General features: G+C 71.2%; 11 protein-coding genes. 5 read left to right on the top strand and 6 right to left on the bottom strand.

The genetic code is table 11. The features are described from left to right. Nucleotides 1-10 precede the first annotated feature (10 nt). Nucleotides 11-292: a hypothetical protein gene (locus tag ACIBVN_RS16110; RefSeq protein ID WP_349455194.1), complete on the bottom strand. Its 282-nt coding sequence runs from the start codon at nucleotides 290-292 to the stop codon at nucleotides 11-13. Between the two features lie 38 nt (nucleotides 293-330). Here ACIBVN_RS16110 and ACIBVN_RS16115 point away from each other — a divergent pair, with 38 nt between their 5' ends. From ACIBVN_RS16115 to ACIBVN_RS16125, 3 genes are all read left to right on the top strand, one after another. Further along, on the top strand, nucleotides 331-840 hold the full coding sequence (locus ACIBVN_RS16115) for a shikimate kinase (protein ID WP_397136930.1): 510 nt from the start codon (nucleotides 331-333) through the stop codon (nucleotides 838-840). Nucleotides 841-852: 12 nt separating this feature from the next. Beyond that, complete coding sequence (locus ACIBVN_RS16120; protein ID WP_397136932.1) at nucleotides 853-1,419, top strand: GNAT family N-acetyltransferase; 567 nt, start codon at nucleotides 853-855, stop codon at nucleotides 1,417-1,419. Nucleotides 1,420-1,532: 113 nt separating this feature from the next. Next, nucleotides 1,533-5,087: a protein kinase gene (locus ACIBVN_RS16125; RefSeq protein WP_397137228.1), complete on the top strand. Its 3,555-nt coding sequence runs from the start codon at nucleotides 1,533-1,535 to the stop codon at nucleotides 5,085-5,087. Nucleotides 5,088-5,103: 16 nt separating this feature from the next. Here the strand turns inward: ACIBVN_RS16125 and ACIBVN_RS16130 are convergent, their stop codons facing one another. The 3 genes from ACIBVN_RS16130 to ACIBVN_RS16140 all read right to left on the bottom strand — a co-directional run bounded on the left by ACIBVN_RS16130 (nucleotide 5,104) and on the right by ACIBVN_RS16140 (nucleotide 8,426). Then, the gene (locus tag ACIBVN_RS16130) at nucleotides 5,104-6,744 is read right to left on the bottom strand and encodes a protein kinase (RefSeq protein ID WP_397136933.1); all 1,641 of its coding nucleotides are present in this window, start codon (nucleotides 6,742-6,744) and stop codon (nucleotides 5,104-5,106) included. Between the two features lie 106 nt (nucleotides 6,745-6,850). Next, a complete protein-coding gene (locus ACIBVN_RS16135; protein ID WP_397136935.1) occupies nucleotides 6,851-7,852 on the bottom strand; it encodes a hydroxyacid dehydrogenase in 1,002 nt (333 codons plus the stop codon). A 136-nt stretch (nucleotides 7,853-7,988) separates the two neighbouring features. Then, a complete protein-coding gene (locus ACIBVN_RS16140; protein ID WP_397136937.1) occupies nucleotides 7,989-8,426 on the bottom strand; it encodes a hypothetical protein in 438 nt (145 codons plus the stop codon). A 174-nt stretch (nucleotides 8,427-8,600) separates the two neighbouring features. Here ACIBVN_RS16140 and ACIBVN_RS16145 point away from each other — a divergent pair, with 174 nt between their 5' ends. Both ACIBVN_RS16145 and ACIBVN_RS16150 read left to right on the top strand, forming a co-directional pair. Continuing rightward, nucleotides 8,601-9,701 (top strand): winged helix DNA-binding domain-containing protein, encoded by a 1,101-nt coding sequence (locus tag ACIBVN_RS16145; RefSeq protein WP_397136938.1) that lies wholly within the window; start codon nucleotides 8,601-8,603, stop codon nucleotides 9,699-9,701. A 15-nt stretch (nucleotides 9,702-9,716) separates the two neighbouring features. Then, on the top strand, nucleotides 9,717-10,661 hold the full coding sequence (locus tag ACIBVN_RS16150; protein WP_397136940.1) for a sugar kinase: 945 nt from the start codon (nucleotides 9,717-9,719) through the stop codon (nucleotides 10,659-10,661). A 91-nt stretch (nucleotides 10,662-10,752) separates the two neighbouring features. Here the strand turns inward: ACIBVN_RS16150 and ACIBVN_RS16155 are convergent, their stop codons facing one another. Further along, the gene (locus ACIBVN_RS16155; protein WP_397136942.1) at nucleotides 10,753-11,886 is read right to left on the bottom strand and encodes a Fic family protein; all 1,134 of its coding nucleotides are present in this window, start codon (nucleotides 11,884-11,886) and stop codon (nucleotides 10,753-10,755) included. A 19-nt stretch (nucleotides 11,887-11,905) separates the two neighbouring features. Beyond that, nucleotides 11,906-12,535: a response regulator gene (locus tag ACIBVN_RS16160; RefSeq protein WP_397136943.1), complete on the bottom strand. Its 630-nt coding sequence runs from the start codon at nucleotides 12,533-12,535 to the stop codon at nucleotides 11,906-11,908. Between the last annotated feature and the right edge of the window lies 1 nt (nucleotide 12,536).

The following is a 12,536-nucleotide window of genomic DNA, read 5'->3' on the forward strand; positions in this document are numbered from 1 at the left end:
GATTCACCTCCTACAGCGGTGGTTCGTCGTAGTGGCGGCGTTCCTCGTACACGGTGGTCCTGCGGGCTTCCGGCTCCTCGTAGACGTCGTGGCGGTGCACGGGCTCGTCGATCGGGCCGACCGCCCTACGGGTGACGCTGATCCGGTAAATACCGAACAGGAGTCCGACGAGGCCACCGAGCATGAGGATGACCCCCACTACGTTGATGTCGAGGCCGGCGAGATCGAACTCGACGGCCCAGGTGAGGATCGCGCCGAGCATGATGAGGATGATGCTTCCGGCGATGGTCATCAGATTTACCTCCTTGACACGAAGGAACCTCTATCCACATGTCGAAAAACAAACCAGTCGTGGTGGTCGGGCTGATGGGCTCGGGCAAGTCGACGGCCGGCCGGCTGATCGCCGATTCGCTGGGGCTGCCGTTCAGTGACAGCGACCCGTTCCTCGAGGCGCGGTACGGCGGCACCGCCGCGCAGCTCGCCGCCCGCGACGGCGCGGACACGCTGCACCGGTACGAGGCCGAGCACGTGCTGCACGAGCTGGCTGGGGAGCCGCAGGTCATCGCGGCGGCCGCGAGCACGGTCGAGGACCCCCGGGTGCGCGCGGCGATGGACAAGGCGTTCGTGCTCTGGGTGGACGCCTCCGACGAGGTGCTGGTCCAGCGGATGAAGTCGAGCGACCACCGCCCCGACTTCGACCCGGCCGCGATGCGGGCCCGGCGCGATCCGTACTTCCGCGAGGTCGCGGACCTGAGGTGCGACGTCGGCGCCATGCGCCCCGAGCAGGTGCGGGACGCGGCGTTGCGGGAAATGGGTTTGCCCGTCGAGGACCCGCGCTGATAACCAGATGGGATGCCACACGGGATGTTCGCCGAGAAACCCACGCTGACGGGCGAGCGAGTGACGCTGCGCCCGGTCGGCCCCGAGCACGCCGACGGCCTCTTCGAGCTGATCTCCGACCCCGAGGTGGGCCGGCTGACGGGCTCCCACGGCGAGATCGACCGCGAATTCGCCCGCCAGTGGTACGCCACCAGGAAGGACCACGCCGACCGGCTCGACCTGGCGATCATCGCGGACGGTGAATACGTCGGCGAGGTCGTGCTCAACGAGCTCGACCGGCACAACCTCGCCTGCAACCTGCGCATCGCGCTCATCGGCGGGCGGGTCTTCGGCAAGGGCTACGGCACCGAGGCCATCAGGCTGGTCCTCGACCACGCCTTCGCCACGACGCCGCTGCACCGGATCAAGCTCGACGTCTACGCCTTCAACGAGCGGGCACGCCATGTGTACAAGAAGGTCGGCTTCGTGGAGGAGGGCGTGGAGCGGGACGCCCTGCTGTGGGACGGCGAGTGGCACGACGCGGTGCTCATGTCGGTGCTTCGCCACGAATGGCCGGCAAGATCCAGGAGCCTGGCATAATGATCATGACGCATGGGTCCCCCGAGGCGCGCGGGGGACCTGTGGCGTTATGTGGATCTTGTGGTTTCGGGGACAACCAATGTGCGGTGTCGCGCATCTAAGCATCAGTGACGATGCGCTTGGTGCCCGGTGACCCCGAGAGGCTCGGCGGCTTCTGGCTGGCGGCCAGGCTCGGCGCGGGCGGTCGCGGCGTGGTCTACGACGCTTACGACGACGAGGGGCGCCGCTTCGCGGTCACGGTGCCGCGCGGCTCGAGCGAAGGCCAGGCCGGGCGCCGGTTCGAGCGGGTGACCTGCCCCCATCTGGCCGAGGTGGTCGCCGTCGGAACCGACGAGGGTGTGCCGTACGTGGTGAGCGAATACGTGGATGGGCCGGACCTGCGGCGGGCCGTGGAGCTGCACGGGCCCTACCAGGGGGACGAGCTGGTCGCGCTGGCCGGGGCGCTGGCCTCCGCGCTGGCCGCGCTGCACGAGGCGGGGCTGACGCATCGGGGGCTCGATCCGGAGAGCGTGCTGCTGGCCGCCGGCGGTCCCAAGGTGATCGAGCTGGGCGTGCCCACCGGCGGGACGTACACGTACACGGCGCCCGAGGTCCTGACCGGGAAGGAGGCCGGGGCGGCGGCCGACGTGTTCGCGTGGGGCGCGGTGGTGGTGTTCGCGGCCACCGGGCGCGACCCGTTCAGCGGGGAGAGCCTGGGCGGGGTCATGCACCGGCTCCTGACCGTCGATCCCGACCTGGACGCGCTGCCCGAGCCGCTGCGCGAACTGGTCGGACGGGCCCTGGCCAAGGATCCCGCCGACCGGCCGGCGGCGCGGGAGCTGCGCGTCGAGAGCCCACGAGACGGCGCGGCGGAGGTGCGGCCGCCGGCGGGGCACACGGGGCCGCGGTCGCTCGGCGAGGTGGCCGAGGAGGTGTACCAGTCGCTCACGCCGCGGCAGCAGGCGGAGGTGCCGGGGCTGCTGCTGCGCCTGTTCGACGGCGACAGCCCGCACGACGAGGGTGACGTGCTCGGCCCGCTCATGGACGCGGGTCTCCTGGTACGTCGGAGCGTACGCGTGCCGCCGACCGAGACCACAGTGGGCAAGCTCGTGGCCGTCAGCGACAACCGGGTGGCCCCCGCCAGCGCCGCGCTCTACCGGGCCTGGCCCCGGCTGCGCGACTGGCTCGAGGACGAGCGCGAGAGCATGCAGGCCCACCGGCTGATCCGCGAGGCCGCCAGGAGCTGGTCCGAGCACCGGCGCGGCCGGAGCCGGCTCCTTCGCGGCCAGGCGCTCGACACCGCGCTCGCCTGGGCCGCGACCAAGCGCCGCCATCTCCGCCTCAACCAGCTCGAACGCGACTTCGTCAACGACAGCGTGGCCCTGTCCAAGCAGCGCAGGAAGCTCCTCGCGCCCGCGCTGGCGGCGCTCGGCGCGGTACTGGCCGTCGCGGTGACGCTGTCGGTGGTGTCCGTGCACGGTCAGAACCAGCTGCGCGAGCAGCTCATCGAGGCCAACGCGCGGTCCGTGGCCGCCAGGGCCGAGGCGCTGCGGTCGTCCGACCCGCGTACGGCGATGCGGCTGAGCGTGGCCGCCTGGAAGCTGTCGCCGGTGTTCGAGGCGCGGGCCGCGCTGCAGGCCTCTCTCGTGCAGCCGGAGCTGGGGACGTTCACCGATCCGGCCGCCGACATGCGGGCGCGTTACCTGCTGCGCGGGGACGAACTGATCAAATGGGGCACCGGCGCGGTCACCGTCTGGGACATGGGCCGCGGGCGGCGGCTCGCGTCGTACCCGCTGCCCGCGGGGAGCGTACTGAGCGACGACGGGAAGTTCGCGGTGGGGGCCGACGGGAGGCCGTTCGAGGTGGCCACGGGGCGCCCGCCCGCCGCGACGGCCGCCTATGCCATCAGCCAGGACAACAGGACGAGGGTCTATCGGGGCGGGCGGTTGCTGTTCGACGTCGCCGACCGCCAGGTGACGCTCTCCTCGGACGGGACCCAAGCGGCCTTCTCCGGTCTGAACGGGCGGGTCGAGCTGTGGGAGCTCGGCGGGCGGACCAGGACGGGCGCGGTCGAGGTCCAGCCGCTCACCGGCGCGGACGCGGCGGCGCCCGCCCTGGCGTTCAGCCCGGACGGCGCCACGCTGGCGGTGGCGGGGCGCGACGGGGTCACGCTCGTGGCGGCGCGGCGGACCGGGACCGTGCGCGCGGAACGCGCGGACACGTCCGGCACCGACGGCCCCGGACCGGCGAACACGGCACCCTCCGAACGGGACCCCGCAGGCACGGCGTCACCGGTTCCCTCGGCATCCACCGGGCAGGAGCCCGTCGACGCGGCATCCGCTGGAGAGAAGCCTGCCGACGCGGCGTCACCCGACCCCTCGGCACCCACTGGAGAGAAGCCTGCCGACGCGGCGTCACCGACCCCTTCGGTGGGCGACCGTCCTGAGGCGCTGCGCTCGGACAGGCACGACGCCCGGGACGCGGAGCGCGAGAGCGCGAAGGCGCCCGTCCTGTCCGGCGTGGAGGTGGTCGGCAACGACGACCTGGGGCACACCTCTGCCTACCCGCCCGCCTTCAGCCCCGACGGCCGTCTGCTCGCCCTGCCGGGCGAGGGAGCGGTGCGGGTCTGGAACGTGGCCGAGCGCCGCCTGGCGGGCGCGTACCCGCTCAAGAACCCCGAGCGCGGCCTGGCCTTCTCCACCGACGGACGCTCGCTGCGCTACCTGAGCGGCGCCGGATCCGTCATCTCGCTCGACGTCTCGGGGCTGCCGGTCCCGTCAGAGGACAGCCACACCGCCGCCTTCTCCGGCAACGGGCGCATAGCCGCCAAAGAGGTCGGCGACTCGATCGAGCTCACCGATGCAGTCGAACGCAAGACGCTGGGCCGCGTCGCCGCCGCCGGTGACCTGGCCTTCGACGCGGACGGCAGGCTGCTCGCCGTCGCGGGCGACCCGGTGACCGTGTGGGAGGTGGCCGGCGGCAGGCAGGTGACCGCCATCGAGGCGGGCGGCGACGTGACCGCCGTCGCGCTCTCCCCCACCGGCGACACGCTGGCCACCGCGCGCGGCAAGACGCTGGAGACGTGGAACGTGCGCGCGGGGCGGCGCATCAGGATGTACGAGGGCGCGGGCGACCTGGCGCTGGCCTTCAGCCCCGACGGCTCGACGCTGGCCGCCGGCGCCAAGCTGCTCGACCTGCGCACCGGCGAGATCACCCCGCTCGCCCTCGCCCTGTCCGCCGAGGGCGGGGAGGCGCCGCCGGCGCCCACCGCGCTCGCCTTCTCCCCCGACGGGCGCACGCTGGCGTTCGGGCTGGAGGGCGGCCGGGTGCTGCTCTGGGACGTACGCGACCAGGAGCCGCGGGGCACGATCCAGACGGGCACGGCGCCGGTGAACGAGCTCCGCTTCTCCCCGGACGGCGACCTGCTGGCCGTCAACGCCGCCCGTACCTCGCTCTGGGACGTGAGCACGATGCGCGAGGTCGGCCAGGCGGGCTCATGGGCCGCGGGCCCGGCCTTCACCCAGGACGGCAAGCGGCTGCGCGGCGTGGCGCTCGACGGCACCGTACGCGAGAGTCCGGTGGATCCGGCGCTGGCGGCGCAAGAGGTGTGTGCCAAGGCGGGCGGGGCGCTCAGCAGGGCGGAGTGGACCAGGTTGATCCCCGAGAGCGGCTACCAGGACAGCTGCTGACGGGCGGAAAGGGCGGCTAGTCGCTCCGAACGCTCCTGACGACCCTGCCCTTGGGGTCGGCGACCAGGTACCCCGTGCGGTAGCCATCGGACACGTAGACGAGCAGCACCTGGCGCGTGCCGGCGAACGCGTAGTCGGGGTCCGCGATCACGTACCGCGTGGTCGGCCTGGGGACGCCGAGCTCCTTGTCCGCCCTCCTGAGCAGGATGGGGAGGGCGTCCCAGTTGTACTGGTCCAGGTCCACGACGGGGGTGTCCACCTCGCCGCCGATGCCCGAGGGGATGACCTGGCCGTCGCGGTAGTTGTACCTGTCGAAGATCCCCTTGTCCCGCTTGAGCGGGGCGTCGAAGGACGCGTAGGTCGGATACGCCGTCATCTTGACGACCTTGGTGCCTCCGGTGGCGGACCTGATCTTGGCGATCATGGCGCGCATTCCCGCCGGGGTGTGCAGGTTCCCCGGCGTGGCGCGCGTGGTGGCGCTCGGCGAGCTGGGGTTCTTGGTCACCACCGGGGTGGTATCCACCGACGGGACGTCCTTCGCAGTGTTGGTGGATGTGGTGGGGAGCAGCTGCCACACCAGCACACCGGTCACCGTGACCGCCACGATCGCCGCGGTGCGGACCACGGGGGCGCGGCGAGGGTTCGGGGTGCTCTGCCCCTTGACGGGCGCCGCGCCCCAGGGAGGTGGCTGGGGGGCCGCATGCCCGTGCATGGGCGGGATGGTGGGCCCGGACACCGGCGGAACCGTCTGCCCGGCACGCGGCGGCTCAGTGTGCCCGGCCATGGGCGGCGCGGTGTACGCGGGGGCCAGGATCGGGGATGACCCCGAGCGGGGGTCGGCGGCCGAGGCCAGCAGGTGATCGAGGGTCTCTGCGTCGGGGCGAGCCGCCGGGTCGCGTCTCAGCAGTGCGCTCAACACCGGGGTGAGCGGCCCGCCGCGCTCCGGTGGCGGCACGTCCTGGTTGAGCACGGCGGCCAGCGTGGCCAGCGTGGTGCTCCTGCGCAACGGGTGCCGGCCCTCCACCGCCACGTACAGCATCATGCCGAGCGACCAGAAGTCGGAGGCCGGGTCACCCTCGACGCCGTTGATGCGCTCGGGCGCCATGTACTCGGGAGAGCCGATGAACGCTCCGGTGGCTGTCAGGCTCGTGGACTCGCGCACGGCCGCGATGCCGAAGTCGGTCAGCACCGACCGGCCGTCCTCCCGTAACAGGACGTTGGCCGGCTTCACGTCCCGGTGCTGGATGCCGACGGCGTGCGCGGCCCGCAGCGCGGACAAGACCTCACGACCGAGACGCGCCACCTCATGCGGCGGCATGGGCCCGCGCTGGATGCGCCCCTGGAGCGAGCCGCCCGAGACCAGCTCCATGACGATCCACGGGTAGCCGTGCTCCCCCGGGTCGACGATGTGGTGGATGGTGGCGACGTGCGGATGGTTCAGCCGGGCCAGGGCGCGGGCCTCCCGTAGCACCCTGGCGCGCAGCTCTCGGGCACCGGCCGGGTCGTGCTCCTCCATGGAGGGGTCTGGGGGACGTACCTCCTTGAGCGCGACCTCGCGGTGCAGGGCCACGTCCCAGGCCCGCCACACCAGGCCCATGCCCCCGCCACCGAGCCGCTCCATCAACTCGAAGCGGCCGTCGATCACCCGTCTGTGCATGCAGAGCAGCGTAGGGCCGGCCTGCCGCCCGCGCCATCACGCCTCGGAGGCCCGCCCCCTTACAGCAGGCGCCGGGTTGCCTCCGGGTGGCGCCGCTGCCTCGGTGTCAGGCGCTTCTGGCCAGCTCCTCCGCTCCCACGCCGTGTAGGAACGGCAGGCCCTGGGCGTACCTGGAGAGCTCGTCGAGGGCCAGGTGGGCGAGGCGGGGCAGCTCGCCGCCGAGGGAGCCGGCGATGTGCGGGGTGAGCAGGATGTTCGAGAGGTCGTAGAGGGGCGAGTCGGCGGGCAGCAGGTCGGGCTCGGTCACGTCGATCACCGCGTACAGCCGCCCGCCGGCCAGCTCGGCGGTGAGCGCGTCCTGATCCACGAGCGCGCCGCGGGCCGTGTTGATCAGTGTCGCGCCGTCGCGCATGCGCGCGAGGCGGCTCGCGTCTATGAGGTGCCTGGTCTCCGGGAGCGCGGGCGCGTGCAGGCTGATCACGTCGCACCGCTCGAACAGCTCGTCCAGCTCGACGCGTGGCACGCCCAGGTCCTCCGTCAGGTACGGGTCGGCGACGAGCACGTCCAGCTCGAACGGGCGCAGCAGCTCGATCACCCGGCGGCCCACCCTGGAGGCGCCGACGATGCCGATCGTGCGCCGGTAGTTGCCGAAGCCGGGGAAGCGGCTCTCCAGGTCGAGTCGTGCCCGGTGCTCGCGGTAGAGCCGGGAGATGTCGAGAACCCGCTTGTTCGCAAACAGGATGGCGGCCAGCGTGTACTCGGCGACCGGCTCGGCGTTGGCCGCCGCGGCGGACGAGACCAGGATGCCGCGCTGCCAGCACGCCTCGGTGACGTGATGCTTCACGGAGCCGGCCGCGTGCACGACAGCGCGCAGCCTGGGCGCCCTGGCCAGCACCGCTTGAGTGATGGGCGGGCACCACCAGCTGGTGTAGAGCACCTCCGCCTCGGCCAGCGCCTCGGCCACGACCGGGTCGGCGAAATCCTCGGCCACCAGGTCGGGGTCCACGTCGGCGATGCCGAGCAGGCGGTCGCGCACCTGCCCCGTGACGAGCCGCCCAGCCACCGGCCGCCCCATGGCGAGCAGGGTCTTCGGCCGCGATTCGGTCATGCGCTCCCCAACAATCAATTCGATCGAATCGATCATAACGAAGGAGCCGATCATGACTCCGCGCACCCTCAGTACGCGGGAGCGGTGACCGCCCGAGCGGCCAGGGGCCGAGGAGGATCAGCCCCTGGCCGCGTGGTCACCTGTACCACTCGTAGTGGACGCTGGTCTTTGTCCTGGTGTTGAAGTCGATCTCGCCGTCGAGGTAGCGGTTCCACAGGTTGGCGAGTTTCGCCGACCGTACGGTGCACCCGGCCCAGCGGACCCCCTTGGAGCGGATGCTGCCGACGTAGTCGTAGCAGGCCCCGACCTTCTTGCCGTTGACCCAGAGGCGGGCGTTCAGGCTGACGTCGTAGAGCCTCGCGCGGGAGACGTTCTTGATCCGCACCTTGATGCGGCAGGTGTCTTCGCACTTGCCGAAGTAGATCTTGTAGTCGAGCAGATGTGGACGAGCTGTCGTCCCTGCTCCCAGGGCGGTCTGCCCCACCGTGGACGCCGAGGCTGCCGTCGGCGCCACCGCGACGACCCCGGTCGCGGCAGTGGCGGCTAAGAGCATGCCGACAAGAGTCCTGGTCATGTTTCCCCCATGGCAACGAACAGCCGCTTCCCCCGTTGAAAGCGGCACACTCTCTTCGATTAACCATCAGGAAAGTGCAATGGTCAACATTTATTCATATATGTACCGCGATGGGAGGCGGTGCTGGCGCCATTGCGGCCCGTGACCGGCCGCAACAGCCCCTACCTTTGGACCATGGATCCCCTCATCAGCCGCAGAGCGCTCAACCGGGCCACGCTCGACCGGCAGCACCTCCTGCGCCGCACCGGCAAGACCGTGATCGAGGTCGTGGAGCACCTCGGCGGGCTCCAGGCGCAGACCCCGCACACCTGGTACACCGGCCTCTGGAGCCGCATCGAGGGCTTCAAGCCCGCCGACGCCGCCGACCTGCTGCTCTCGCGCGATCTCGTACGCATCGCCCTGCAGCGCTCCACGATCCACCTCGTGTCCGCGCGCGACTGCCTGGCCATGAGGCCGCTGCTGCAGGTCGTCACCGAGCGCGGCACGCGGGGCGCGTACGGCAAGAAGCTGCAGGGCGTGGACCTCGACGAGCTGGCGGCGCGCGGCCGAGCGCTGGTGGAGGAGCGGCCCATGACGTTCGCCGAACTGGAGCGTGATCTCGCCGAGCGGTGGCCGTCACACGACCGCCACGCGCTCAGCCAGGCGGTGCGGTGGCTGGTGCCGCTGGTGCAGGTGCCACCCCGCGGCTTGTGGGGCAGGAGCGGGCCCGTCGCGCACACGAGCGCCGAGTCGTGGCTGGGCTTCGAGGCGCCGCCGATGACGCCTGCCGAGCTGGTGCTGCGCTATCTCGCCGCGTTCGGGCCCGCGTCGGTGATGGACGTACAGACGTGGTCGGGGCTGACGCGGCTGGGCGAGGTGGTGGAGTCGCTGGACCTGGTCAGGTTCAGGGACGAGTCGGGACGGGTCCTGTACGACCTGCCCGACGCCGTACGGCCCGACGAGGACACCCCCGCACCGGTACGGCTGATGTACGACTTCGACAACCTCTTCCTGTCGCACGCCGACCGCTCCAGGGTCATCACCGAAACGGGCCTGGCCGCGCTCCAGGGCTTCATGGGTACGAACGTGCAGCCCCGCACCATTCTGGTGGACGGCTTCACCGCCGGGGACTGGACGGTCACCCGCGCCAAGGGCACCTCCACGCTCACCATCCACCAGTGGGCGCCGATCCCCGTCCTGGAGGAGGTCGAGGAGGAGGGGCTGCGGCTGCTGGAGTTCCTGGCCCCGGGCGACAAGCACGAAATCTCGGTCGCCGATCGCCCGTCAAAACCATGACACTAGGCTTCAACCATGCACGAACTGGTGACTTTCGGTGAGACCATGGCGCTGTTCGCCGCCCGCCGCACGGGGCCGCTGCGCTTCGCCCGCGACTTCGACCTCGGCCTGGGCGGCGCCGAGTCGAACGTCGCGATCGGCGTGGCCAGGCTCGGCCACAGCGCGACGTGGATCGGCAGGGTGGGGGCCGACGAGTTCGGCGACCTCATCCGCTCCACGCTGGCGGGCGAGGGCGTGGACGCGCGCGCCATCCCCGATGCCGCGGCGCCGACCGGGCTCATGATCAAGGGCAGGCGCACGGCGGACCTCATCGACGTGCGCTACTACCGCAAGGACAGCGCGGGCTCGCGGCTGTGCGCCGCCGACCTCGACCCGGAGCTCATCAGGTCCGCCAGGGTGCTGCACGTCTCCGCGATCACGCCCGCGCTGTCGGAGTCGGCACGCGACGCCGTACGGCACGCCATCGCCACGGCGCGGGCCGCCGGGGTGCTGGTCTCACTGGACGTCAACTACCGCAGGGCGCTCTGGACGCCCGATGAGGCGGGGGCGTGGCTGCGGGAGACCATCGGGAACGTGGACGTGCTCTTCGCGACGGAGGCAGAGGGCCGGCTGATCGTCGACGCGGAAAACCCTGACGAGCTGGCCAAGGCGCTGGCGGCGCTGGGCCCGCGGCACGTGCTGGTCAAGTTCGGCGCGAAGGGCGCGATGGAGCTGTCCGAGGGCGTCGTACGGCGGGCGGAGCCGTACCAGGTGACCGAGGTCGACTCCGTGGGGGCCGGGGACGCGTTCGCGGCCGGCTGGCTGGCCGACTGGCTCGCGGGCGCCGAGCCCGGGGAGCGGCTCAGCACGGCGTGCGCGGCGGGGGCGTTCGCGGTGACCTCCCAGGGCGACTGGGAGAGCCTTCCGCGGCGGGCGGATCTGAGCCTGTTGCGGCGGCCCGCCGACGGCGTGAACAGATGATCACGCGGCGGGGGCCTCGGCGGCGCAACCCTTAGCAGGCCACCGCGCTGGAGGCCGCGCTCCAGGTCTATCCGCCAAGAAGCTGCGCGGTCTAGGGGCCGTACGGGTCCACCAGGGGCGACGGGGTCCGGGCGACCTCCAGCACCGCCTCTGGGAAGGCCGGCCCGGTGGTGTAGAAGCGGGCACGGGTTTTGCCGACCGGGGTGAGCAGTTGGGCGGTGACCAGGTCGCGCAGGTCGCGTTGAGCCTGTTGAATGCTGAGACCTTCGGCGCTCTCGTAGCGAGTGCGACGGACGCGTCCAGACATCGCCGCGTCGTGAAGCGCGGTCACCACGCGCTCGTCGAGCCGCCGCTGCCGGGCGAACTCCTCCAGCAGCACCCATACCCGGTTGGAGCGCTCAAGACGGGCTTTTACCGTTTGTCCCTGCTGGTGGTAGGCGGTGAGGTTGAAGCGGATCCACTCGGAGACATCCTGGTCAGGGCGATAGGTTGCACCGCGCCGGGCGAGCACTGCGTAGTACTCCCAGGTGTTGCCCGGCCTGCCCAGCCATGCCTCGATGGAGGAGAACTCCGGCGCGAGCACCCCTTCCCTGGCGATGATCAGCGTCTGCAGCGAGCGTGACATCCGGCCGTTGCCGTCGGCCCAGGGGTGGACCGAGACCAGGTGCAGGTGTGCCATGGCTGCCCTGATAAGCGGGTTCTCGCCATTGTCGGTGTTGAGCCAGTCGCAGAACTCGCGCATCAGGTCAGGTACGGCTGGCGCCTCGGGTGCGGTGTAGGCGGCGATGCTCGGATCACGGGCGTCGGTGACGTAGACGGGCCCCTTTCGCCATTGCCCGGCCGGTTTACGCATGGTGTGGCGGTGGCCCTGGAGCATCCAGTGAAGCGCGTTGAGGAAGCCCGTGCTGTAGTGGAAGTCTTCGACGTCGTGGAGGGTCTGGATGTAGGTCATCATCAGCTGGTAGGCGAGGGTCTCCTCGCGGTTCTCTTCCGAGACATCCACGTCTCGCTCACCCTCCATCAGGTCTTCTACGTCGATCGTGGAGACCTTGAAGCCTTCGATGGAGTTTGAGGCGGCGACCGCGTCGGCGGTCAGAAACTTTCGGAGCCATGCGGTCCGCATAACGGGTGTGGCGCCAACCTGATGACGCAACTCGCGTCGGGCTGCCTCGATTTCCTCGAGAACCCGGCTGTCCTCCGCGGTGAGGACCGGCGTGGCATACAACGAACTATCACCTTGCAATTCAGGTGCCCGGCCGCAGCAGGCCGGTCTCGTAGGCGGCGGCGACGGCGGCGGCACGGTCGTTCACCTCGAGCTTGGCGAAGATGTGCAACAGGTGCGTCTTCACGGTGGCCTCCGTGATGAACAGCTTCCTGGCGACCTCACGGTTCGTGGCGCCCCGGGAAATGAGTGAGAGGACCTCGAGCTCGCGGGGGCTGAGCGACTGTTGCTGCGGCGCGCGTACCTGCTGGGTCAGCACGCCCGCCACGGACGGGGACAGCACCGTCTCGCCGCGGGCCGCGGCCTGGACGGCGCGGCGCAGCTCGGCGCGCGGGGTGTCCTTGAGCAGGTAGCCGGTCGCGCCCTCCTCGATAGCGGGCAGCACGTCGGCGTCGTTGTCGTACGTGGTCAGGACGAGCACGCGGACGCCAGGGGCTTCCTCCCGCAGGCGGCGGATGAGCTCGGCGCCGCTCATCCGGGGCATGCGCAGGTCGGTGAGGACGACGTCGGGATTGGTGCGGGCGACAACGGCGAGCGCTTCCAGGCCGTCGCCCGCCTCGCCGACCACCTCGAACGCGTCGTCGGTGAAGATCCCGCGCAGGCCGTCGCGTACGACTGGATGATCGTCAACGATGATCAAGCGAATCGGCATG

This window comes from Nonomuraea sp. NPDC049400, assembly GCF_044466425.1.
Lineage (GTDB): Bacteria > Actinomycetota > Actinomycetes > Streptosporangiales > Streptosporangiaceae > Nonomuraea.